Source organism: Myxococcus sp. RHSTA-1-4, assembly GCF_020037125.1.
Lineage (GTDB): Bacteria > Myxococcota > Myxococcia > Myxococcales > Myxococcaceae > Myxococcus.
On the sequence record NZ_JAIQDG010000061.1, the window covers coordinates 1 to 21,643 of the forward strand.

Annotated in this window: 22 protein-coding genes; 15 read left to right on the forward strand and 7 right to left on the reverse strand. The window is 70.5% G+C overall.

Annotated features, from left to right (window positions below; genetic code table 11):
• Positions 1 to 416 precede the first annotated feature (416 nt).
• From K8638_RS45480 to K8638_RS42375, 4 genes are all read right to left on the reverse strand, one after another.
• Positions 417 to 764, reverse strand: coding sequence for a transposase (locus K8638_RS45480; protein WP_370644247.1), 348 nt, complete (start codon positions 762 to 764; stop codon positions 417 to 419).
• A gap of 7 nt (positions 765 to 771) precedes the next feature.
• Positions 772 to 945, reverse strand: coding sequence for a hypothetical protein (locus K8638_RS44760; protein WP_223760517.1), 174 nt, complete (start codon positions 943 to 945; stop codon positions 772 to 774).
• A gap of 617 nt (positions 946 to 1,562) precedes the next feature.
• A complete protein-coding gene (locus tag K8638_RS42370; protein ID WP_223760483.1) occupies positions 1,563 to 2,207 on the reverse strand; it encodes a DUF4349 domain-containing protein in 645 nt (214 codons plus the stop codon).
• 119 nt (positions 2,208 to 2,326) lie between these two features.
• On the reverse strand, positions 2,327 to 2,530 hold the full coding sequence (locus K8638_RS42375) for a hypothetical protein (protein ID WP_223760484.1): 204 nt from the start codon (positions 2,528 to 2,530) through the stop codon (positions 2,327 to 2,329).
• A gap of 143 nt (positions 2,531 to 2,673) precedes the next feature.
• Here K8638_RS42375 and K8638_RS42380 point away from each other — a divergent pair, with 143 nt between their 5' ends.
• The 8 genes from K8638_RS42380 (at position 2,674) to K8638_RS42415 (ending at position 12,372) form a co-directional block, all read left to right on the forward strand.
• Positions 2,674 to 3,276 (forward strand): hypothetical protein, encoded by a 603-nt coding sequence (locus K8638_RS42380; protein WP_223760485.1) that lies wholly within the window; start codon positions 2,674 to 2,676, stop codon positions 3,274 to 3,276.
• Positions 3,277 to 3,324: 48 nt separating this feature from the next.
• Entirely contained in the window at positions 3,325 to 3,837 is a 513-nt protein-coding gene (locus K8638_RS42385; RefSeq protein WP_223760486.1) for an FHA domain-containing protein, read from the forward strand.
• Between the two features lie 61 nt (positions 3,838 to 3,898).
• Positions 3,899 to 5,182: a Stp1/IreP family PP2C-type Ser/Thr phosphatase gene (locus K8638_RS42390; protein ID WP_223760515.1), complete on the forward strand. Its 1,284-nt coding sequence runs from the start codon at positions 3,899 to 3,901 to the stop codon at positions 5,180 to 5,182.
• Between the two features lie 103 nt (positions 5,183 to 5,285).
• Positions 5,286 to 5,687 (forward strand): hypothetical protein, encoded by a 402-nt coding sequence (locus tag K8638_RS42395; protein ID WP_223760487.1) that lies wholly within the window; start codon positions 5,286 to 5,288, stop codon positions 5,685 to 5,687.
• Positions 5,688 to 5,795: 108 nt separating this feature from the next.
• On the forward strand, positions 5,796 to 8,768 hold the full coding sequence (locus K8638_RS42400) for a carboxypeptidase-like regulatory domain-containing protein (protein ID WP_223760488.1): 2,973 nt from the start codon (positions 5,796 to 5,798) through the stop codon (positions 8,766 to 8,768).
• 62 nt (positions 8,769 to 8,830) lie between these two features.
• Positions 8,831 to 10,051 carry a bifunctional phosphopantothenoylcysteine decarboxylase/phosphopantothenate--cysteine ligase CoaBC gene (gene coaBC / locus K8638_RS42405; protein WP_223760489.1) on the forward strand — a complete coding sequence of 407 codons (1,221 nt, stop codon included), beginning with the start codon at positions 8,831 to 8,833 and terminating at the stop codon, positions 10,049 to 10,051.
• A gap of 182 nt (positions 10,052 to 10,233) precedes the next feature.
• The gene (locus K8638_RS42410) at positions 10,234 to 11,337 is read left to right on the forward strand and encodes a uracil-DNA glycosylase (RefSeq protein ID WP_223760490.1); all 1,104 of its coding nucleotides are present in this window, start codon (positions 10,234 to 10,236) and stop codon (positions 11,335 to 11,337) included.
• 27 nt (positions 11,338 to 11,364) lie between these two features.
• Positions 11,365 to 12,372, forward strand: a complete 1,008-nt coding sequence (locus K8638_RS42415) for an esterase family protein (protein ID WP_223760491.1) — start codon at positions 11,365 to 11,367, stop codon at positions 12,370 to 12,372.
• Positions 12,373 to 12,401: 29 nt separating this feature from the next.
• Here the strand turns inward: K8638_RS42415 and K8638_RS42420 are convergent, their stop codons facing one another.
• Positions 12,402 to 13,133 carry a hypothetical protein gene (locus K8638_RS42420; protein WP_223760492.1) on the reverse strand — a complete coding sequence of 244 codons (732 nt, stop codon included), beginning with the start codon at positions 13,131 to 13,133 and terminating at the stop codon, positions 12,402 to 12,404.
• Positions 13,134 to 13,401: 268 nt separating this feature from the next.
• Between K8638_RS42420 and K8638_RS42425 the strand changes: the two genes are divergently transcribed.
• Both K8638_RS42425 and K8638_RS42430 read left to right on the forward strand, forming a co-directional pair.
• A complete protein-coding gene (locus K8638_RS42425; protein ID WP_223760493.1) occupies positions 13,402 to 14,433 on the forward strand; it encodes an L-erythro-3,5-diaminohexanoate dehydrogenase in 1,032 nt (343 codons plus the stop codon).
• Between the two features lie 14 nt (positions 14,434 to 14,447).
• A complete protein-coding gene (locus K8638_RS42430; protein ID WP_223760494.1) occupies positions 14,448 to 14,810 on the forward strand; it encodes a VOC family protein in 363 nt (120 codons plus the stop codon).
• Between the two features lie 117 nt (positions 14,811 to 14,927).
• On the opposite strand, the gene K8638_RS42435 is transcribed toward K8638_RS42430, so the two are convergent.
• Both K8638_RS42435 and K8638_RS42440 read right to left on the reverse strand, forming a co-directional pair.
• A complete protein-coding gene (locus K8638_RS42435; RefSeq protein WP_223760495.1) occupies positions 14,928 to 15,539 on the reverse strand; it encodes an ankyrin repeat domain-containing protein in 612 nt (203 codons plus the stop codon).
• A gap of 220 nt (positions 15,540 to 15,759) precedes the next feature.
• Positions 15,760 to 17,295 carry a catalase gene (locus K8638_RS42440; RefSeq protein ID WP_370644248.1) on the reverse strand — a complete coding sequence of 512 codons (1,536 nt, stop codon included), beginning with the start codon at positions 17,293 to 17,295 and terminating at the stop codon, positions 15,760 to 15,762.
• A gap of 259 nt (positions 17,296 to 17,554) precedes the next feature.
• Between K8638_RS42440 and K8638_RS42445 the strand changes: the two genes are divergently transcribed.
• The 5 genes from K8638_RS42445 to K8638_RS42465 are packed head-to-tail and all read left to right on the forward strand — an operon-like array spanning position 17,555 to position 21,587.
• On the forward strand, positions 17,555 to 19,105 hold the full coding sequence (locus K8638_RS42445; RefSeq protein ID WP_223760496.1) for a lysine 5,6-aminomutase subunit alpha: 1,551 nt from the start codon (positions 17,555 to 17,557) through the stop codon (positions 19,103 to 19,105).
• Positions 19,102 to 19,578, forward strand: coding sequence for a hypothetical protein (locus tag K8638_RS42450; protein ID WP_223760497.1), 477 nt, complete (start codon positions 19,102 to 19,104; stop codon positions 19,576 to 19,578). The genes K8638_RS42445 and K8638_RS42450 overlap by 4 nt, the downstream gene beginning before the upstream one ends.
• 4 nt (positions 19,579 to 19,582) lie before the next feature.
• The gene (locus K8638_RS42455; protein ID WP_223760498.1) at positions 19,583 to 20,368 is read left to right on the forward strand and encodes an OAM dimerization domain-containing protein; all 786 of its coding nucleotides are present in this window, start codon (positions 19,583 to 19,585) and stop codon (positions 20,366 to 20,368) included.
• Positions 20,365 to 20,763 carry a hotdog fold domain-containing protein gene (locus tag K8638_RS42460; RefSeq protein WP_223760499.1) on the forward strand — a complete coding sequence of 133 codons (399 nt, stop codon included), beginning with the start codon at positions 20,365 to 20,367 and terminating at the stop codon, positions 20,761 to 20,763. Before K8638_RS42455 ends, K8638_RS42460 begins: the two co-directional genes overlap by 4 nt.
• A complete protein-coding gene (locus K8638_RS42465) occupies positions 20,760 to 21,587 on the forward strand; it encodes a 3-keto-5-aminohexanoate cleavage protein (protein WP_223760500.1) in 828 nt (275 codons plus the stop codon). Before K8638_RS42460 ends, K8638_RS42465 begins: the two co-directional genes overlap by 4 nt.
• Positions 21,588 to 21,643 lie beyond the last annotated feature (56 nt).

Here is a 21,643-nt window from a genome sequence, read left to right on the forward strand (position 1 = left end):
CGGAGGGACGGGCGGCCCAGGTGCAGCAGGGAGCCCTTTACCTCGCTCCTTGCCCGTTACAGCAACACGCTCCTAGGCATTCAGACTGGGTGAAGTCTCCCTGCCCGATGTGTAGGCTCCAACGGCTCGACTCGGTGCCCACGGTGAAGCCCTCCGCGGGAGGGCGGCGCTTCCGGCCGAAGAGGGCCCACGCATGGAAGAGGAACGTAAGGATGCCCCGTGCCCTGTCTGGCGTGGCGCTCGCCGCCATCGAGAACCCGGGTACCGTCACGCTCCCGAAACCGCAGCACTGACATCCGCGCCAGTTGGTCTCCCGGCAGGGTTACCTCCGAACCAGGACGGGGAGCAGCGAAGAATGACGACGGACACTTTGCCGGGCTCGAGCAGCGCCCCCGTCTTCAGCGCTGACTGGCAGGTCATCGCTCTCCACTAGGCTGGGGCGAGCTGCTTCGCAACGTAAGCGGAGACAAGAAGTTCGCCAACCAGGGCATCTTGGTGTCCCACGTCGCCTCCAGTTGGCGCTGCAGCTTTGGACGTGGGCACCACACTGGGCCGCAGCGCCGTCCCTGGCGCAAGGCGCCGTGGAAGCGGACGAGGTTGCTGCCGGGCGGGGGCACCAGCGCGGCAACCCGCTTCAGGAAGGTGTTCACCGGCAGCACCAAGTGCCGGGTGCCGTTAGCATGCAGGTGCATGATGGCGTGCAGAGGGAAGCCCTCCAACAGGGCGCACCGAGGCTGCTTGCTGGGCGGGGACCGGACATCCATCCTCCGTTCAGCGCAGCCGTCGATGCAGCGAGTGCGCTTGGTACGCCTGCTGTGCGTCCTCAGGCCCTTGCGCGGGCAGGGTCCCTCTTTTCTTCAGCAGGTGTAGCACCCGGTGACGCACCACCTGCAGCAGTCGATCCACCTCACCTTGCGCGGGCGGCGGCAACGCCTCGATGCGCACACCGCCCTCCCCGGCAAGAAGACGCCGTCCGGCACCAGCGAGTGGAAGTGAGGAGTGACCTGCAATGCCGCGCCAAAGAACTGGATGAACGACACGGCCGCGGCCTGCCCGCCACGCACGTCTTGCCGCCGTGCCCTCCGACGCTGCAGAGCGAACACCGCGTGCAGAAAGAGGTCGGGGTCTGTACGGATTCTGTACGGACCGGGCCGGTGGCGTGCGAACGCCAGCGACGGCCCACGGTCAGTCAGAATAGGGGGTTACGGCCAAGGGTTCAGAAGGTGAGGGGCAGGGCCGGGATTATGAGACCGCCGCTCTAACCAGGTGAGCTACCTGGCCACAAAGTGACGCCCCCTATACCGGGACGGGCGAGCCGCCGCAAGGGCTTCGAAGCGGGATAACCCCGGATGGCAGCGGACTTCTTCCGTTCCCCTGGGCAGGGGATGGGCTCCCCCTGGTGTTACCGAGCGAGCTGGTTGATGGCGACGTGAGCGAGCTAGGTGATGGGATTGAGCGGGGGCGGCAGTGCGCCGGTGTCGCTGATGGGAAGGCCGGTCACCGAAGGCGGGGGTGGACTCGTGCGCAGGACGGACGGGCCGGCCGCGGCTCCCGCTCCCACGTCAGTCCCAGACGAACAGCCACTTCACGGCCTTGCCCAGGCCGTAGAACACCCAGCCCACGGGGCCGGGGCGCACGGGCCGCTGGAACTCCAGGCTCACCGTGGCCAGCGCCACCTGGTCCTCCAGCGACTCCAGCCGGGCCTTGAGGGACTCGTACTCCGCGGTGACGCGCTCCAGCTCCTTCTCCACGCGGAGGGTGTCCTCCACGGTGACGGCCCGCTGCAGCAACTCCAGGTAGCGCTCCCGGACCCGCTCCAGGTTGGCCAGCCGGACCTTCAGGTCCTGGTGCGCCTCCGTCACGTCGTCGGCCGTCACCGTCTGCCGGGCCACCGTGCCCAGCCCGGGGACAGCCCCCAGGAATACGTCCAGGCGCTCCGCGGGCACGCGCACCGTGGCCGACTCGGACGTGACGCGCTGGGCGTAGCCCCCGTGCGCCTTCGCCAGGGACACGGCCTGCGGGGGGCCCTGGTCCGGGTCCTCGCGCTCCAGCTCCACCGTGGCGGTGCGGATGATGGACCGGTCCGCCTCGAGCGCCCCCGGAGCCCCACCCGTGACGGACATCATCCTGTCCCGGGATTGGACCGACGGCTTCGCGCTGGAACAGGCGGCGAGGACGAAGAACGAGGCGAGCAGGAGGGGGCGCACGGAGTTCCTTTCAAGGGAGGGCGTGACGGGTGCCCTCCAGGGACGCGCGCGCGGGGCCCGCGGTTCCGTACTCGCACGCGGGCGGGGTGAAGCGGTTCAGCGAGGGGAGGAGCGAGGCTTCAGGAAGGCCGCGCCGCCGGGACGGGGCCAGGGGGCGCGCCGTCACCCTCGTAGTAGATGCTGGCGCTGCTCTTCCCGTAGACGACGAGCACCCGATCACTCTGCTCCAGCAGGTCGGAAGCCTTCTCCGTGGCCTTGCGAACCAGGGCGTCGAACTCTCCCGAGCGCTGTTTGTTACCCGCCCGGACTGTCACGACTGGCATGCGGTGTCCCGCTCCTTGTGTCCCGCGGCGGGTGGTTCCGGTTGGGGGACCCGGCCCCGTGCCCATCCGCAGGTAACGGGCGTGTCATAGCCAACGGAACACTTCGTTGACAAGCGCCCCGCACCGTGGCGGGAAGGGAGGCCATGAACCGCAAGCTCCCTGTTTTGCTGGTTTTTTCGCTTACCCTGGCCTCCGTCGCCAGCGCTCAGACGACGCGCCCGCCCGAGCACCGCTCGCCGACGCCGGCCTGGCTGCCCCGGGGCGTCTTCCTGGGCGCCACGGCCCGTGAAGACGTCATCACTCCCCGGCTGAAGGTGCAGTGGCAGTTCACCTTCCTCCAGGAGCGCAAGGATGCCTTCGCCCTCCTGCTGGAGGGCAGCCTCGGGTGGGCGTCCTCGTTTCCGGACCCGGATCCGAACGAGCCGCGGACGCTCATCGGCTCCTACTATGAGCACTCCGCCCAGGTGGGTGTCGGCTACCGCAACCACCTGCCGGGCAGCGTCCACTGGGGCTTCCAGGTGACGGGGGGCCCCGTCTTCTATGGCGCCCACTTCGACGGGGGCACCCCGGCGGACCACCGCACCGCCGGCATCCTCGAGGGCCGCGTCCACCTGGGCTACCAGTGGGGGGCGACGGCCGTGGGCGCCGCGGTGGGGTACGCCGAACCCTTTGGCCTCAAGCGCCGCAGCCTCGGGCGCTATTTCGTGGGTGGCCCGATGTTCGGGTTGTTCATGGATTGGCGATAGGGACTCCGCGTAGAGTCCGCCGTGCGGCCCCCATCCCGCACTCCGAGTATGTCCGAGCTGCTCAGCACCCATGCCTCGCGGTTCCTGCGCAATCGCGGCGAGTTCCAGCGAGGCCTGCCGCCCGCGTTGCTCGTCTTCACACCGTCCCCGCTCACCCGGGGGTGCCAGTTGGAGGAGGAGTACCGGCTGAAGACGGTGACGAACGCGGGGGCGCCCACGCTGGGGGTGAGCGAGTCGGTGGTGTTCCCGGTGGTGAAGTCGCGGACGAACGCCTTCGGCCGGGGCATCACCGTGGGGCGTACGGGCAACAACGACGTGGTGCTGGAGGACGGCAGTGTGTCCCGCTTTCACGCGTGGTTCACCCGGGAGGAGGGGCAGGAGGGCCTGCTGCTGACGGACGCCGGCTCCAAGAATGGCTCCTGGGTGGGCGGGGCGCGACTCACCCCACGCCGGGCGGTCCCCGTGGAGGATGGAGCCCGCCTGCGCTTCGGGCAGGTCGAGGTGGCGTTCTACACGGCAAGCGGCTTTGTCCGGATGCTGTCCGTGAGGATGGCTCCCTGAGCCTTGCCACGTCTTCGGCGGCCTGCGTAACGTGCGGAGTCGCCCTCTGTCACACACGGGAGTGTTCGCGGTGGCCTTGACCACAGAAGCCTTCGGACTGACCGACGTCGGCCGCAAGCGGCAGCACAACGAAGACGCGATGCTGGTGGACGTACCGCTCGGCCTCTACGTCGTCGCCGACGGCATGGGCGGCCACGCGGCCGGCGAGGTCGCCAGCGCCCGGGCCACGGAGGTCGTCAAGCAGCACATCACGGCCAACCGGCACCTCCTGAAGGACCTGGGGAACAACCCCACGGCGGACAGCCGCTCGGCGGCCGCGGCGCTGGTGGAGGTGGCCGTCCAGCGCGCGTGCGCGGACATCTACCGCATGGCCCTGGCGGACGCGTCCAAGCGCGGCATGGGCACGACGTTCGTGTGCCTCGCGGTGGGCGGCAACAAGGGTGTCATCGGCCACGTGGGCGACAGCCGCGTGTACCTGGTGCGCCACGGCCAGTGCCACCGCCTCACCGAGGACCACACGCTGGTGGCCGCGCAGCTCAAGGCCGGCACGATTACGAAGGAGCAGGCCGCCGCGTCGCAGTACCGCAACGTGATTACGCGCGCGGTGGGCATCCAGGAGTCCGTCCAGGTGGACACGCTCATCGTGGACCTGGTGCCCGGCGACATGTTCATCCTCTGCTCGGACGGCCTGCACGGCTACATCGAGGACGAGGAAATCCTCCCGCTGGTGGCCGGCATGCCGCCGGCGGACCTGCCCAAGCGCCTCATCGACATCGCCAACGAGCGCGGCGGCAAGGACAACATCACCGCGGTGGTGGTGAAGGTGGCCGGAGAGGGCGCCACCGTCAGCGAGGAGACGAGCGAGGCGCAGTCGCGCATGGAGGCGCTGCGCAAGATTCCGCTCTTCCGTCACCTCACCTACAAGGAGCAGACGGCGGTGCTGTCCATCGCCACCACGCGCACGTACCCGGCGGGCCGGGAAATCGTCGTGGAGGGCCAGCCGGGCGAGGAGCTCTTCGTCGTCATCCGCGGCCGGGTGGCCATTGAAAAGAACGGCGTGGAGATCGCCGAGCTGCGCGCGGGCGGCCACTTCGGGGAGATGGGGCTCATCGACAACGCGCCACGCTCCGCGACGGTGCGCGCCACCGAGCCCACCCGCACCATGGTCATCTCCCGTCCGGACCTGATGGGGCTGATGAAGCGCGAGTCCATCCTCGCGGTGAAGATGCTCTGGAGCTTCGTCCAGGTGCTGAGCGACCGGCTGCGCGCCACCAACTCGGAGCTGAGCGAGGCCCGCCAGGAGCTGGCCGTCGCCCAGGCCATCCAACCTTTCGCCGAGGAGTGAGGAGCGCCCCATGAGCCCGCGTCCCCCGAAGTCCCCTCGCGCACTGTCCGCTCCTCGTCAGACGGCCCGCGTACGCTCGCGGCGTTCGATTTCTGGAGGACGCATGGCGAGGGCGGTGGGCGGGGATGTTTTCGTGCGGCTGCTGGGCGAGGTGGCGGAGCTGAGGGAGGAGCTGCGGGGGACCCAGAAGGACGTGAAGAGCCTCTCGTCCGACATGGGGGCCATGAAGGCCGAGGTAGGGGCCATGAAGGCCAACATGGCGGCCCTGCGGGCCAACATGGAGTCCATGATGGGCACCATCGACTCCATGTTGGACACGATGGAGACCATGACGGGCACCATGGAGTCCATGACGGCACGGCTGCACACCATGGAGGGGCGCTTCCAGCGGATGGACGCCCATGCGGGCCGCATGGCACGGCTGCTGGGCACCCTGGCGGAGTCCACCAACGAGCGCTTCGAGCGGGTGGAGAAGCGGCTGGACGCGCTCGAGGACAAGCACTAGCGCGGCCCGGCCACCCGGGGAGCGTCCGGGAAAGGACGAGCCCGGAATTTCCAGCGGGAATCGTCCGTTCCCGGCCCGTCCGCGGGCTATGGTCCGCGGTGCGTGCGCATGCGCAACTGGCTCATCATAGGGGTGGTGGCGGCCCTGCTGGTGGCCGGAGCGGCCTGGCTCTGGCCGGGCTCCGCCTCCGGGCTCCGGCCCCCGGCCTCGTCCGGAAAGGCGCCGGCCGCGCCGCTGCCGGAGTTCTCCGCCGTGGAGGTGTCATCCGGAGCGAACGAGGGGCTCACCCTCACCGGACGGGTGCTGGACTCCGCGGGACGTCCGGTGGCGGGCGCCGAGGTGTTCCTGGCGTCCAGCGCGGAGAAGACGCTCGCGGACGTGCGCTGTGACGAGTGCGGGCAGGCGCTGCTGTCCTGCCCGGCGCGAGAGACGGCGCTGCACACGCTGGCCTTCTTCGAGCATCACCACGGATTTCTCACCCCGCGCGCCACGGCGAGCACGGACGCGCAGGGGCGCTTCCGCTTCGAGCACCTGGCGGGTGTCTCCTTCTCCCTCTGGGCGAAGGCGCCCGGCCTGGGCGTGGCGCTGCGGGAGCGGGCCGCGCCCGGGGACCCGGTGGAGCTGTACCTGCCGTCCCTGCGAAGCATTGGCGGGCAGGTGGTGGACGACGCGGGCCAGCCGCTCCGGGGCGCGCGGGTCCACGCCGTGTCGCGCCGCGTGCCGCTGCCCTTCGACGCGGTGGCCGGCCCCGACGGCGTCTTCTCCCTGGAGGGCCTGGGCGAGGGCCCCTTCTACGTGGTGGCCACGGCGGAGGGCTACCTGCCCGCGGTGGAGTCGCGGGTGGAGGCGGGCCCTCAGCCCGTGCGCCTGAAGCTGACGCCCGAGCGCACGCTGGAGGTCCGCGTCACCCGGAACGGTGCCCCCGCGGCGGCCACGGTGCGGCTTCGCGGGGACCACCTGGCGCGCGAGCAGCGCACGGAAGGCGAGCCGCTGCGCTTCACCGGCCTGTACCCGGACGAGGTGGTGGTGACGGCCGAGGCGCCCGGGCTGGGGGCCGCGCCGCGCACGCTGACCCTGGACGCGCGCGTCACCCAGGTGACGCTGGAGCTCGAAGTGGCGGGGAAGCTGCTCGTCACCGTGATGGACGAGGCGGGGGAGCCCGTGCCCAACCCGGAGTTGCTGCTGCGCACGGCCGGGGGCGACCTCATCCGCCGCGAGCGCGGGGCCACGGGCGCGATGGTGGAGCTGGGCCCGTTGGCCGCCGGCGACTACGTGCTGCACGGCCAGGCGGAGGGCTTCCGCGACGCGCAGCTCCCGGCGCGTGTCATCGCCGGCGAGACGACGCTGGAGCTGGAGATGGAGCGCGCCACGCTCATCTCTGGCCAGGTGCTGGACGAGTACGGACGGCCCGCGCCGCGCGTGTCCGTGCTGGTGCAGCCCACCGGAGAGACAGTGCTGGCGGACGCGGACGGGCGCTTCGCGGCGCCGGTGCCCACGCCGGGCCTGTACGAGCTGCACGCGCACCACTCGGAGTGGGGCGGCGGGCAGGTGAAGGTGACGGCGCCAGCCAGCGGGGTGCAGCTCGCCCTGGAGCCTCGGGCCGCGCTGGAGGTGACGGTGTCGTCCGCCGGCCGCCGCGTGGAGGGCGCGGACGTGGTGTTGTGGGTGGAGCAGGAAGGCATCTTCCGGAGTGACCGTGCCTCGGGCTCGGATGGCGTGGTGCCCATGCGCGGCATGCCGGCGGGGACGTACTGGATGGTGGCGTCACACCCGGACTACCTGCCGTCGGACCGCAAGCAGGTGACGCTGGAGGACGGACAGACGCTGAAGCTGGAGGCGGAGCTCAAGCCCGGCGCGCCGCTGAGCGGCGAGGTGGTGGACGGGCAGGGCGCTCCGGTGGAAGGGGCCACGCTGGTGGTGGTGCCTCGCGGCGCGGAGCCGGTGCAGAGCGACGCGCGTGGCCACTTCGAGTTCCGCTCGCTGCGGCCGGACCGCGGCTACCGGCTGGAGGCGAAGCACCCGGGCTACGACCAGGTGGAGCGCGCCGAGGGCAAGGCGGGCGGGCCCCCGGTGCGGGTGGTGCTCAAGCGCCGCAACGTCTTCCGCGGCCGCGTCATGGGAGATGACGGCGCGCCGGTGCGCCGCTACCGCGTGGACGAGCACGAGGTGAACAGTCCGGACGGCCGCTTCGAGCTGCCGCTGCCCGTCGCGGGAGACCGCATCATCGCGGCGGTGGATGCGCCGGGCTACGAGCCGATGATGGTGGACCGCCCGGCGTCGCCGGACCTGGGTGACCTGGTGCTGGAGAAGCTGCCCAGCGTCTCGGGGCTCGTGCGTGACGAGGGCGGCACGCCGGTGGCGGACGCCGTGGTGACGTGTGACGTGTGCGACGAGTCCGTGCTGACGGGCCCGGACGGGCGCTTCTCGCTGGCCAGCCCGCCCTACGTGCCGCGCTTCTCCATGACGGCGCGCAAGGGCCGGCTGAGCGGGACTCAGTCCCTGGAGCGCGGCGCGCGTGGCCCCGTGGAGCTGACGCTGCGGCAGGCGACGCGGCTGAGCGGCCGGGTGTACCAGGCGGATGGGCGCCCCGCGGCGGGCGTCGAGGTCGAGGCGGTGAACGGAGACCGCAGTGAGCCGCTCACCATCGTCACCGGACCGGACGGCGGCTACAGCGTGGAGGTGGCGCCGGGGAACTACCGCTTCATCCTGGGCCCCAACGGCGAGTTCTCCGGTGAGGTGGGGCTGGTGGTGCAGGTGGGCGGCACCGACATGCGCCTGGACCTGGGCCCCGCGCCGGGCACGGCGTCCCTCACCGTGCAGCTCAAGCCCGAGCGCGGCAAGGCGCTGTGGGTGGTTGCGGGCGAGGTGGGGGACGTGGGCAATCCACCGGCCACGGCGCTGATGCGCTCGCGCTGGGCGCAGCTCGTGTACCAGCCGCGCGGGGAGCAGGTGGTGTTCAACGGGCTGCCGCCGGGCCGCTACACGCTGGTATGGGGCCACTTCCACGTGGAGACGCCCGGAGGGCCGGAGATTCGCGTGGTGGACGTGCCCTCCCGTGGCGAGGTGGCCCTGGGGCGCTGAGGCGGCCGCCTCGCCATGCGTCCCGGGTTGCGAGCCTGCGGGCGGGCGCATTAGGAAGCCGCATGGACGTAACGGCACTGAAGGGCCGCCGGGTGGTCGTGGGTGTGGGCGGCGGCATCGCGGCGTACAAGGCGTGCGAGCTGGTGCGCGAGTTGGGGCGGGCCGGGGCCGAGGTGCGGGTGGCCATGACGGAGGCCGCGCGGCAGTTCGTCACCCCGCTCACCTTCCAGGCGCTCAGCGGACACCCGGTGCTCACGGACTACTTCGACCCGGCGCAGGAGGGGAACTTCGGCCACCTGGACCTGGCGCGGTGGGCGGAGGCCTTCGTGGTGGCTCCCGCCACGGCGGACCTGCTGGCGCGCATCCGCGCGGGCATGGCGAACGACGCGGTGACGACGTCACTGCTCGCCTTCCGCGGGCCGGTGGTGCTGGCCCCGGCGATGAACGTGGCCATGTGGGACAACCCGCTGACGCGGGAGAACGTGGCGGCGCTGCTGGCGCATCCGCGCTTCTCCCAGGTGGGGCCCGGCGCGGGACTGCTGGCCTGTGGTGACGTGGGCGAGGGGCGGCTCGCGGACGTGCCGGCCATCGTCGCCGCGGTCGCCGCGCGCTTCGGGGCCGGGCCGCTGGCGGGCCGGAAGGTGCTGCTGACGGCGGGCCCCACGCGCGAGTTCCTCGACCCGGTGCGGTTCATCTCCAATCCCTCCACGGGGAAGATGGGGCTGGCGCTCGCGCACGCGGCACGGAGCCTGGGCGCGGAGGTGACGGTGGTGCTCGGCCCGGTGGGGCCGGTGGAGCGGGGCGGGCTGACGGTGGTGGACGCGGTGAGCGCGGATGACATGGCGCGAGAGGTGCTGGCGCGAGTGGAGTCCGTGGACGCGTTCATCGCCACCGCGGCGGTGAGCGACTGGCGGCCGGAGACGCGCGCGCCGCAGAAGGTGAAGAAGGGCGCGACCGCCAGCCCGGAGTCGCTGCGGCTGGTGCGCACGCCGGACGTGCTGGCGGAGGCCTCACGCAAGGTGGCGGGGAGCGCGCGGAGGCCCCTGCTGGTGGGCTTCGCCGCGGAGACGGAGCGGGTGCTGGAGCACGCGCGCGAGAAGCTGGAGCGCAAGGGGCTGGACGCCATCGTCGCCAACGACGTGACGGCTCCTGGCGCGGGCTTCGGCACGGACACCAACCGGGTGACGGTGCTGACACGCACGGGCGTCCAGCAGGAGCTGGCTGGCAGCAAGCACGAGGTGGCCCGCGCCATCCTCGAGCTGCTGCTGGTGTCCCGGCGATAGGGCTCCGCCGTCCGGGGGCATTCCGCTCACACTGTGAGCGGCCCGCTCGCGCCGGGGGAGCACCTCCAGGGGAGAATGACTCCGGGAGTGACGGCGGGCTCGGCCCTGCGGTAAGCGTACTGACAGGGCCGCCGTCGGCTTCCTTGCGCCAGCACGCTTCCTCCGCTACCGATCCACTCACCGTGAGCGACGACCTACCCGATTCCTCGCAGGAACTGAGCGCCGTGCTGGACGACGTGCGCCGCCACCTGCTCTGGCAGGAGGAGGCCGCCGGCCGCGTGCTGATGATTGACGCGAAGGCGGCCTCGGAGCTGCAGCGCTCCGCGCCCTCGCTGCGCTCCCTCCTGTCCCGAGGGAATGGCTCACCCGAGCCTGCCGCTCCGGCGGGGCGGCCCGCCGCGGCCCGGCCCCCGAGCGCGCCCTCCCTGCCGCGGCCACTCGCGGGGGCCGAGGGGACAGGGGCTCCCGTGGCGCCTCCGGCCACGGTATCTCCGAGCCGCGCCATGCCGGCCTCCTCGCCGATGAACCCCATGGGTCGAACGGGAGGACCTGCTCCTCTCACGTCCCATGGCCCTGGCGACGCGCCCACCGCCGCTCCGCTGTCCGCGCGGGGCCCGGCGACGAGGCCTCCTTCCACGGGTGGGGTGGGTACGCTCCTCGACGTGCCGCAGCAGGCGCCCCGCTACAAGGGGCCGCTGCCCGGGATGGGGGAGGGCGAGCGGCCGACGCTGGATGAAATCCGCCGCGAGCTGGGCGACTGCAAGCGCTGCAAGCTGTGCGGCACGCGAAAGAACATCGTGTTCGGCTCGGGCAACCCCCGCGCGGAGCTGGTCTTCGTGGGCGAGGGTCCGGGTGAGAACGAGGACCTGCAAGGCGTTCCCTTCGTCGGCGCGGCCGGTGAGCTGCTGACGAAGATGATTGAGGCGATGGGCTTCCGCCGCGACGAGGTCTACATCTGCAACGTGGTGAAGTGCCGGCCGCCGGGCAATCGCAACCCGGAGCCGGACGAGATCGCCGCGTGCGAGCCCTTCCTGCGTGCGCAGCTCGCGGCCATCCGTCCGAAGGTGGTGGTGGCGCTGGGCAAGTTCGCGGCGCAGACGCTGCTGCGCGACACCACGCCCATCACCCGCCTGCGCGGCAACTGGCGCACCTACGAGGGCATCCAGCTCATGCCCACCTTCCACCCCGCGTACCTGCTGCGCAGTCCGGCGGAGAAGCGCAAGGCGTGGGAGGACCTGCAGGCGGTGATGAAGGTTCTTGGCAAGCAAACCGGCTCACGCGCCTAGCGCGGCCACTCTGAGGGGGAGGCACGGATGAAGGGAGTGCTGGAAACGCGCGAGCTGCAGTCGCCCGCGCTGGAGTCCAACCCGCTGGGCGACCCGGCCCGGCGCCGGCTCACCGTGTACCTGCCGCCGGGCTACGGAGAGGGAGACCGGCGCTACCCCGTCGTCTACTTCCTGCACGCCTTCGGCAACAGCGGCGGGACGTGGACGAACGCCTCGGGCTTCGGGCCCAGCGTCCCCGAGCGCATGGACGCGCTCATCGAGTCCGGCGCGGTGCCTCCCGCCATCGGCGTGTTCCCGGACGGGTGGACGTCGCTGGGCGGCAGCCAGTGGGTGAACAGCGACGCCATCGGCCGCTATCGGGACTACCTCGCCAAGGACGTGGTGGGCTTCGTGGACCGCACGTACCGCACGTTGCCGAAGGCGGCCTCGCGCGCGGTGGTGGGCCATAGCTCCGGCGGCTACGGCGCGCTGGTGATGGGCCGCTACCACCCGGAGCTCTTCTCGCACCTGGGCGCGCACGCGGCGGACTCGTATTTCGAGTACTGCTACCTGCCGGACCTGCCCAAGGCGGCGGCGTCGCTGCTCAAGGCGGGCGGGGTGGAGACCTGGCACGCGGAGTTCCGCAAGCGCGTGCGCGAGACGAAGATGCGCGGTGAGGACTTCCCGGTGGTGAACACGCTGGCGATGGCGGCGGCGTACTCGCCGAAGAAGGGCGAGCCGCTCAACCTGGAGCTGCCCTTCGACGCGCAGACGGGCCGCCTCAAGCTGGACGTGTGGAACCGCTGGCTGGTGCACGACCCGGTGCGCTTCGTGCCCAAGTTCCTGGACGCGTTCCGCAAGCTGAAGACGGTGTTCCTCGACTGCGGCACCCGCGACGAGTTCAACATCCGCTGGGGCACGCGCATGCTGGCGGAGGACCTCAAGGGCGCCGGCGTGGAGCTGGTGCACGAGGAGTTCGAGGACGGGCACTCCGGCGTGTCGTACCGCTTCGAGCGCTCGCTGTCGGTGCTGGTGCCGAAGCTCGCCCAGGCGTAGCGCCCGGCGCGGGGGCTGGCCTCGGCAGGTCAGCACCCGTGCCTGTTGAAGTGGGTGGGCCAGAGGAGCAGCAGTCCCTCCTCGTCCACGATGCGCACCCAGCCGAGCCGCCGGTACCCGCTGTCGCCGGGCGCATAGGACAGGACCTCCGCGAAATCACCCACGCGCTGCCCCAGGATGACGTCGTTGGGAAGAGCGGCCTCCACCTCGTTGGCGGAGTCGTGCGGCGCGGCGCGCACGACCAGCGGCCGGCCCGGGCGGCGGAGCGCATCGAACTCGACGCGCCTGCCCTCGAAAGCGTCCAGCGTGCGCAGGCTCTCGATGGTGACCCACGGCGCCTCGGGGCCGCGCTCACTGCCCTCGCGCAGCCAGGCCTCCCGGCCGCCCGCCTCCTGGAGGTTGATGAGGACGTGGGCATACCGGGTGGCGTCACCGGCCTGGACGTCGAAGGCGGGGTAGCAGTCCTCCTGCCACCCCTCGTCATCGTCCCACTGGCTCAATGGGCCCGTCTGCCCTCGCGGGATGGCGCCCGCGCGGTGGAAGCCGCCGGCCCCTCGCGTGTAGAGAGGTAATTCGGCCGCGCCGCCTTCAGGGAAGGTGACACAGACGACGTGGGTGACACCGCGCAGGAAGGCATCCGGGATGTCGCCGCGGTGCGGCATCACCTCCTTGCCGGCGGCGGGAAGTGGCAGGGTCAGCGCCGTCAGGGCGAGGGCGCTGGACAGGACGGCGAGGACTCGGGATGCATGGGTGGGGGCCATGCCGACGACCGGCTGCACCCCTCGGGCCAACGCCCGGCGGTTGGCCATTCCCGAGGAAGCTCGCGGTCTTGGCATGAGGCCGGCCCTGGCATGCGGTTGGCGGGCCGCACCGCTATGGCCCGGTTGCCCTGGAATGGGGTGGGCCGGGCCGGTGTCGGGTGCATGACATGGAATGGGGTGACGTCGTGCTGGCCATCCCCCGGGGGGAGCGGGTAGAGGCAGCACGGTGCGCGCCTCCGGGCGCTCGAACCTTCAGGGAGACGGGAACATGGGCATCGACCTCTACGGGCTGTCCCGCGTCGTGGGAGAGAGTGGCGTGCTGCCGCAGCGCGCGCGGAAGCTGGACCCTTCGCTGCCGTGCCGCGAAGCGGAAATGCTCATCGATGTGGAGAGCCTCAACATCGACGCGGCGTCCTTCAAGCAGATCAAGGGCGAGGTGGGCGGCGACCCGGCCCGCATCGGCGCGCGCATCCAGGAAATCGTCCGCGAGCGCGGGAAGATGCAGAACCCGGTGACGGGCTCGGGCGGCATGCTGATTGGCCGGGTGAAGGAGCTGGGCCCCAAGCACCCCGCGCGCGAGCTGCTCATGGTGGGCGACCGCATCGCCACGCTGGTGAGCCTCACGCTGACGCCGCTGGTGATTGAAGAGGTGAAGGCGGTGCACGTGGACATCGACCGCGTGGACATCCGCGGGCACGCGCTGCTGTTCGCCAGCGGCATCTACGCGAAGCTTCCCTCGGACATGCCGGACACGCTGGCCCTGGCGGCGCTGGACGTGTGCGGAGCACCCGCGCTGGTGGCGCGCCACGTGCGGCCGGGGATGACGGTGGCGGTGCTGGGCGCGGGCAAGAGCGGGGCGCTGTGCCTGGCGCAGGCGCGGCGCAACCTGGAGAGCCGCGGGAAGCTGCTGGCGCTGGACGTGTCGCAGAACGCGCTGGACATGCTGTCGTCCATCGGCCTGTGCGACGTGGCGCTGAAGGTGGACGCCACGCAGGGCGTGGAGGTGATGGAGGCGGTGAGCAAGGCGACGGACGGCCAGCTCTGTGACCTGGTGGTCAACTGCGCCAGCGTGGGCAACACGGAGATGGCCACCATCCTGTCCGTGAAGGACGGGGGCACGGCCATCTTCTTCTCCATGGCCACCAGCTTCACCGCGGCGGCGCTGGGCGCGGAGGGCGTGGGCAAGGACGTCACCATGCTGGTGGGCAACGGCTACGTGCCCAACCATGCCGCGCTGACGCTGGACCTGCTGCGCACCGAGCCGGAGCTGCTGCAGCTCTTCGCCACGCGATACGTGTGAGGGCGGCCGCCTCCGTGAGCGAGCCACTCTTCAAGCGCGTCGATACCGTCTTCATCCCCGTCCGCGGCCTGAAGGACGCCATCGGCTGGTACACCTGGGCCCTCGGGTTCACCCTGCGCTGGCACGCGGGCAACTACGCGGCCCTCAATGCGGGAGAGACCGCGGTCACGCTGTATCAGCCGGAGGGGGAGCTCCGGCCGTTCACCGGCCATGCGCCGCTCAACTTCTACGCGAGCGACATCGAGGCGGCCCATCGCCGGCTGAAGGAGGCCGGCGCCTACGTCGAGGACATCCAGGTGATGCCGGACGTGAGCTTCTTCGACTTCAAGGACCCGGACGGCAACCGGCTCGGCGTCTGCTGGTTCCCGGAGAAGTAGGTGCGTCACCCGTTCGGGCGCCGGCCCATTTCGCGGCGTGAGTGAAACGGGCCATCCCCGGCGGCGTACGCCGGGCCCTCGTCCTGCCACGAGGCGGGGATGCCCGGCCCGCGTGCCCTACCGCGCGGAGGCGGAGGTCTCCGTGGGCGCGGGCGCCACGGGCGCGCGAGGCTCCTGTGTCGCCGCCCAGTCCTGGGCGGAGCGGCCGCTCGCGTCGCGCACCTCGGGCGAGGCGCCCTTCTGGCGGAGCTGCTCCAGCACCTCCGTGCGGCCGAAGAGGGAGGCGAACATCAGCGCCGTCTGGCCGAAGCGGTTGGTCTGGTCCACGGCACAGGGCTGCTGGTTCAGCAGCCCGACGATGTCCGCGTAGCCCTTGAAGGCGGCGCCCATGAGAGCGGTGTTGCCGCGGTTGTCACCCGCGCAGGCATCCGCGCCCGCGGCGAGCAGCGCGCGCACCGTCTCGGTGTGGCCGTGGTACGCGGCCAGGATGAGAGGCGAGAAGCCCCGGGCGTCGCGGGCCTCCACGGGCGTGCCCGCCTCGAGAAGCCCGGTGACGACCTCCGTATCACCGGCGCGGGCGGCGGCGAGCAGGTAGCGCTCCGCCTCGCTCGTGGCCAGCAGCCGGCCCTGGGGCGCGGGGGCGGTGCGCAGGGACATCCACGCGGCGGTGAGCAGCGCGCCCACCAGCACCAGCAGACCCAACGCACCGAGCAGCAGCTTGCGAACCATGACGTCCTCCGGAAGGGAATGAGGTTTTCAGGCCTGGGAAGCACAGGCCGCTCCGGTCGAGAGAGAGCCGGGATGGGCGAGGCCAGCGTGGGGGAACACGGGGGACTGTGTGGACACCAGCGTTCTTCCCACCCCGACCCTCTCTCGAGGAGACCGGCGGGAGACAGCGGGCCCCGGCCGGCACACGGCGCCGGGGCCCGGCCTGGTACGGCAGGGGACTTCAGCGCGCGGCCAGCGGCGCCACGGCGGCCTTGGCGTCATCCACCTTCACGCCCACCGCCTTGGCCAGCTTCGTGCCGTACTCGGCGTTGGCCATGTAGAAGTGCCCCACCATGCGGGCCTTCACGCGGGCGTCACGCACCTGGCTCAGGTCCGCGGCCAGGTTCTTCACCAGCCGCTCCCGCGCGCCAGCGTCGAGCGCGGCATAGAAGGCGCCCGCCTGGGAGAAGTTGTCCGTCTTCTCGATGCCGCGCTGCTGCGTGGTGCCGCTCAGCGGCGCGTTCGACAGGAGGTAGGCCGGGGCGTCCTGCGTCTCTCGGGTGACGCTCGGCTCGTAGTTCACGTCCGACTTCGTGTTGGAGAAGTTCATGGCGCCGGCCTGGCTGTTGTTGTTCACCGGGGCCTTGGCGCGGTTGATGGGCAGCGACTGGTAGTTGGCGCCGATGCGATAGCGCTGCGTGTCCGCGTAGGAGAAGAGGCGGCCCTGCAGGAGCCGGTCCTCGGACGGCTCGATGCCCGGCGGCATCACGCCCGGGGAGAACGCGACCTGCTCGGTCTCCTCGAAGAAGTTGTCCGGCATCTTGTTGAGCGTGAACTTCCCCAGCTTGATGGACGGGACCTGGTCCTCCGGCCACACCTTCGTCGCGTCGAGCGGGTCGAACGAGAACGTGTCCAGGTCCTTCGGGTCCAGCACCTGCACCGTCAGCTCCCACGAGGGGAACTTGCCCATGCCGATGGTGGCGTACAGGTCCGTGGTGGCGTGCTGGAAGTCGTTGGCGATGGTGCGGGCAACTTCCTCGGGGGTGTTGAGTCCCTTCACCCCCTGCTGCGAGAACCAGTTGAACTTGACGTACTTGTACTCGCCCTTCGCGTTGACGAACTTGAACGCGTGCACGCCGTGCCCGTTCATCTGGCGGTAGTTCGCCGGGATGCCCAGGTCCGAGTAGACCTGAGTGAGCATGTGGGTCGACTCGGGCTGGTGCGAGAAGAAGTCGAAGAAGCGGTTCGGGTCCTGCTTGTTGGTGATGGGGGACGGCTTGAGCGAGTGCACCATGTCCGGGAACTTGATGGCGTCCCGGATGAAGAAGATGGGCAGGTCGTTGCCCACCAGGTCCCAGTTGCCCTCGTCCGTGTAGAACTTGAGCGCGAAACCACGAGGGTCACGCACCGTCTCCGGCGAGCCGGACGAGGGAATCACCGTGGAGAAGCGCACGAACATCGGCGTCTTCTTTCCCTTGGCGGAGAAGATGGACGCGCGGGTGAGGTTGGAGAAGTCGCCGTAGCTCTCGAAGACGCCGTGCGCGCCGGTGCCGCGCGCGTGGACGACGCGCTCGGGGATGCGCTCACGGTCGAACCGGGCCAGCTTCTCGATGAGGTGGAAGTCCTCCAGCAGCACGCCGCCGCGGGGGCCCGCCGTCTTGGAGCTCTGGTTGGTGCCCACCGGCGAGCCGGAGTCGGTGGTGAGAGGGGGCGGGTTGCTGGCCAGGGCGGGGGTGGAGAAAAGCGCTGCCGTCAGGAGTAGGGAGCGGGTGTTCACGGTGTCTCCTCGTTTGCGGGGGTGAGACGCCGCGCTCCAGAGCACGGCCCGTGCCGTCTGAATGGGCCTAGCAATATTCGCTGTTTACGTAGGGGGCGCGGTGCTAACACCGACAATTCGGTGTGGGCACCGGCCTTTCGGTGGCACAAAACACCGTCCCGCCGGTGTGACGTGCGTCAAAACCGATAATGCGGTGCGCCAAGGCCAGGCGGGGCTTCTTGAGCCTTCCGGCTGGCTGTTTGGCGGGTAAGGTGCGTCCATGCCAGGCCCGTTCATCGAAGACGCGCAGATTGAGCACGCGCGCAAGCTGGCGGAGGAGATCGTCAACCCGATCTTCGACCTCATCCGCCGCAACACCACTGTTTCCACCGAGCGCACCGTGTTGCGCTTCTTCGGCATCTCCGGAGCCGGGGCGCGAGGCGTCCCGCTCGCCAACCTGATGGTCGACAAGCTCAAGGCCGCCGGGGTGCTCAACAAGGGCGCCGCCTACTGGTACGGCCGCGCGCTGCACCTGGGCGCCAAGAGCCCGCTGGAGGCCGTGGAGCGGCTGACGGCGCTGCCCACGGACAAGCTGGGCCCCCTGTCGCCCGAGCAGGAGCAGAACCTGCGCGAGGAGGTGCGAGCCGAGGCCCGCGCCGCCATGGACGACCTGAAGTCCCGCGTCGCCCAGCGCAACGCCCTCCGCGAGCAGTTCCCCATGTCGCCCGCGCCGCACAAGTACGTCATCGTCGCCACGGGCAACATCTATGACGACGTGGACCAGGCCCGGGCCGCGGCCCAGGCCGGCGCGGACGTCATCGCCGTCATCCGGTCCACGGCCCAGTCCCTGCTGGACTACGTGCCCCACGGCGCCACCACCGAGGGCTACGGCGGCACCTACGCCACCCAGGAGAACTTCCGCATCATGCGCGAGGCCCTGGACGAGGAGAGCCGCAAGCTCAAGCGCTACATCCAGCTCACCAACTACTCGTCCGGCCTCTGCATGTCGGAGATCGCCTTCTGCGCGGCCTACGAGAAGCTGGACATGCTGCTCAACGACGCGATGTACGGAATCCTCTTCCGTGACATCAACATGCGGCGCACGTTCATCGACCAGTACTTCAGCCGCCGCATCTGCGCCCTGGCCGGCATCATCATCAACACCGGCGAGGACAACTACATCACCACCGCGGACGCGTACGACGCGGCCCACACCGTCATCGCCAGCCAGTTCATCAACGAGTGCTTCGCCAAGCGCGCGGGCCTCAAGGACTGGCAGCTGGGCATCGGCCACTCGTACGAAATCGACCCGTACCGCGACGACACGCTGCTCTTGGAGCTGTCCCAGGCCATGCTGGTGCGCCGCTGCTTCCCCGACGCGCCGCTGAAGTACATGCCGCCCACCAAGCACAAGGAGACGGACATCTTCTTCAGCCACGCGTACGACGTGATGGCGGACCTGGTGGCCATCTGGACGCGGCAGGGCATCCAGCTGCTGGGCATGATGACCGAGGCCATGCACACGCCGCTGCTGGCGGACCGGTACGTGGCGCTCAAGTCCGCGTCGTACATCCACCGCGCCGCCCGGGGCATCGACGAGGAGTTCACCGTCCGCGAGGACGGGAAGATTGCCAACCGCGCCCGCGAGGTCTTCGGCAAGGCGATGCAGCTCCTGCAGGAGTGCCGCGACGAGGGCATGGTGGCCGCCATCGGCAAGGGGCACTTCGGCGACGTGAAGCGCTCCGAGACTGGCGGTAAGGGCCTGGATGGCGTGCTGGAGAAGGCGCCCGACTACTTCAACCCGTTCCTGGAATTGCTGGAGGCAACATGATGCTCGGTACTGTTCTCGCCGTGGTGGTGGCCGCGGGTGGCTCGGCGGATGCGCTGGCGTCGTTCCAGGTGAAGAACGTCTCGCTCCAGGTGCCCGCCGCCTGGTCCCGCTCGACGGAGGATGGGACGAACAAGTTCAGCGCGCCCAGCGGCGATGCCTACTTCCTGGTGGACGTGGGCTCGGTGCAGACGGCCGGCATGAAGGCCGACACCTGCGTGGACAAGATTGTCGCCTCCATCGGCGGCGCCGGCTGGGAGCGCATGAAGGTGGGCGGGCAGCCGGCGGCGAAGCGGCTGGACTCGGACAACTCGCCCAGCGGCGGCGCGGTGGACACGGTGACGTACGTGGGGTGCGACGGGAAGACGACGTGGTCGGTCGTCTTCTACCTGGAGCAGGGCAAGAAGGAGCGGTTCGCTCCGCTGGCGCAGAAGGTGGGCACCAGCGTGAAGATGCAGCGGGCCGGAGGGAAATGAGCCGATGGTGAAGCCGAGCAAGCAGATCATCCGTCCCTACGGCGACCGGCGCGACGACGGCGTGGTGCAGCTGTCGTTCACCCTGCCGGTGCCGCTGTCGGAGAAGGCCAAGGAGGCCGCCGCCGTCTTCACGAAGAAGATGGGGTTCTCCGACGTGAAGGTGGCCGCCGCCGAGCGCGCCGCGGACAACTACACCTTCTTCGTCGTCTACGCCCGGTCGTCCGTGGCCCTGGACTACGCCGAAATCGACGTGCCCGAGGTCATCGTCAAGAAGATGTCCTTCGACGACCTCAACGCCTTCATCAAGGAGAAGGTGGGCCGCCGCATCGTCGTGTTCGGCGCGTGCACGGGCACGGACACGCACACGGTGGGCATCGACGCCATCCTCAACATGAAGGGCTACGCGGGCGACTACGGCCTGGAGCGCTACCCCTGGTTCGAGGCGTACAACCTGGGCAGCCAGGTGCCCAACGAGGAGCTCATCAAGAAGGCCATGGCGAAGAACGCCGACGCCATCCTGGTGAGCCAGGTCGTCACCCAGCGCGACGTGCACAAGGACAACTCGCGGCAGTTCATCGAGGTGGCCAAGGCGGCGGGCATCCACGGCAAGGTCCAGCTGCTGCTGGGCGGGCCGCGCGTGGACCACAAGCTGGCGCTGGAGCTGGGCTTCGACGCCGGCTTCGGCCCGGGCACCAAGCCGTCGGACGTGGCCAACTACATCGCCCACGCGCTCCTGAAGAAGATGGGCAAGGAGCCGCAGGACATGCACTACCAGGGAGAGCCCAAGTGAGCACCGGAACCAAGGCCGTCATCCGCCTGCGCATGAGCAGCCACGACGCGCACTACGGCGGCAACCTGGTGGACGGCGCGCGCATGCTGGGCCTCTTCGGCGACGTGGCCACGGAGCTGTGCATCCGCAGCGACGGCGACGAGGGGCTGTTCCGCGCCTACGACTCGGTGGAGTTCCTCGCGCCCGTGTACGCCGGGGACTTCATCGAGGCGGAAGGGGAGATTGTCAGCGCGGGCAACACGTCGCGGAAGATGCGCTTCGAGGCGCGCAAGGTCATCCGTCCCCGCCCGGATGTGAACGATTCGGCGGCGGACGTGTTGCAGGAGCCGGTGGTGGTGTGCCGTGCTTCGGGGACCTGCGTGGTGCCGAAGGACAAGCAGCGAGGTCAGCGATGAGCACTCCCATGGTCATCACCGCGGCGATGGTGGGCGCGGAGACGACGCGCGAGCAGACGCCGCACCTGCCCATCACCGCGGAGGAAATCGCGGAGGACGCGGCGCGCTGCCGCGAGGCCGGCGCGGCCATGGTGCACCTGCACGTGCGCACCGCGGACGGCAAGCCGTCCCAGGACGCGGAGCTGTTCCGCGCCGCCATCCGCGCCATCCGCAAGCGCACGGACGTGCTCATCCAGACGTCCACCGGCGGCGCGGTGGGCATGAGCGTGGACGAGCGCTGCGGGCCGCTGACGCTCACCGGGGCGGACCGGCCGGACATGGCCACGCTCACCACGGGCACGGTGAACTTCGGCGAGGACGTCTTCTGGAATCCCCGCCCGCTGGTCCGGGACATCGCGAAGCGCATCCGCGCCATCGGCCTGCGGCCGGAGATCGAGTGCTTCGACGTGGGCATGATTGACGAGGCCCGCTACCTCGCGAAGGAGGGGCTGGTGGACCTGCCGGCGCACTTCGACTTCGTGCTCGGGGTGCCCGGGACGCTGCAGCCCCGGCCGGAGGTGCTGGACTTCATGATTGCCTCGCTGCCGGAGGGCTCCACCTGGACGGTGGCGGGCGTGGGCCGGCACCAGCTCCCGCTGGTGGACGAGGCGGCGAAGCGGGGCGGCAACGCGCGCGTGGGCCTGGAGGACAACATCTACGTGTCCAAGGGCGTGCTCGCGAAGGGCAACTGGGAGCTGGTCGCCGAGGCCGCGAAGCGCGCCCGGGCGAACGGCCGTGAGCTGGCCACGCCGGAGCAGGCCCGGAAGCTGCTGCGCCTGGGCTGAGCGGCGCCTTCCACCCGGACCCGGGCCAGGAGTGGCCCGGGTCCACACCTCGAAAC

What these genes read in the sequence shown, in the direction of transcription:
- K8638_RS42420 (WP_223760492.1), bottom strand. Translation starts at nt 13,133, where the DNA reads ATGGCCCCCACCCATGCATCCCGAGTCCTCGCCGTCCTGTCCAGCGCC.
- K8638_RS42455 (WP_223760498.1), top strand. Translation starts at nt 19,583, where the DNA reads ATGGTGAAGCCGAGCAAGCAGATCATCCGTCCCTACGGCGACCGGCGC.
- K8638_RS42385 (WP_223760486.1), top strand. Translation starts at nt 3,325, where the DNA reads ATGTCCGAGCTGCTCAGCACCCATGCCTCGCGGTTCCTGCGCAATCGC.
- coaBC (WP_223760489.1), top strand. Translation starts at nt 8,831, where the DNA reads ATGGACGTAACGGCACTGAAGGGCCGCCGGGTGGTCGTGGGTGTGGGC.
- K8638_RS42425 (WP_223760493.1), top strand. Translation starts at nt 13,402, where the DNA reads ATGGGCATCGACCTCTACGGGCTGTCCCGCGTCGTGGGAGAGAGTGGC.
- K8638_RS42395 (WP_223760487.1), top strand. Translation starts at nt 5,286, where the DNA reads ATGGCGAGGGCGGTGGGCGGGGATGTTTTCGTGCGGCTGCTGGGCGAG.
- K8638_RS45480 (WP_370644247.1), bottom strand. Translation starts at nt 764, where the DNA reads ATGGATGTCCGGTCCCCGCCCAGCAAGCAGCCTCGGTGCGCCCTGTTG.
- K8638_RS42380 (WP_223760485.1), top strand. Translation starts at nt 2,674, where the DNA reads ATGAACCGCAAGCTCCCTGTTTTGCTGGTTTTTTCGCTTACCCTGGCC.
- K8638_RS42445 (WP_223760496.1), top strand. Translation starts at nt 17,555, where the DNA reads ATGCCAGGCCCGTTCATCGAAGACGCGCAGATTGAGCACGCGCGCAAG.
- K8638_RS42435 (WP_223760495.1), bottom strand. Translation starts at nt 15,539, where the DNA reads ATGGTTCGCAAGCTGCTGCTCGGTGCGTTGGGTCTGCTGGTGCTGGTG.
- K8638_RS42450 (WP_223760497.1), top strand. Translation starts at nt 19,102, where the DNA reads ATGATGCTCGGTACTGTTCTCGCCGTGGTGGTGGCCGCGGGTGGCTCG.
- K8638_RS42415 (WP_223760491.1), top strand. Translation starts at nt 11,365, where the DNA reads ATGAAGGGAGTGCTGGAAACGCGCGAGCTGCAGTCGCCCGCGCTGGAG.
- K8638_RS42400 (WP_223760488.1), top strand. Translation starts at nt 5,796, where the DNA reads ATGCGCAACTGGCTCATCATAGGGGTGGTGGCGGCCCTGCTGGTGGCC.
- K8638_RS42375 (WP_223760484.1), bottom strand. Translation starts at nt 2,530, where the DNA reads ATGCCAGTCGTGACAGTCCGGGCGGGTAACAAACAGCGCTCGGGAGAG.
- K8638_RS42465 (WP_223760500.1), top strand. Translation starts at nt 20,760, where the DNA reads ATGAGCACTCCCATGGTCATCACCGCGGCGATGGTGGGCGCGGAGACG.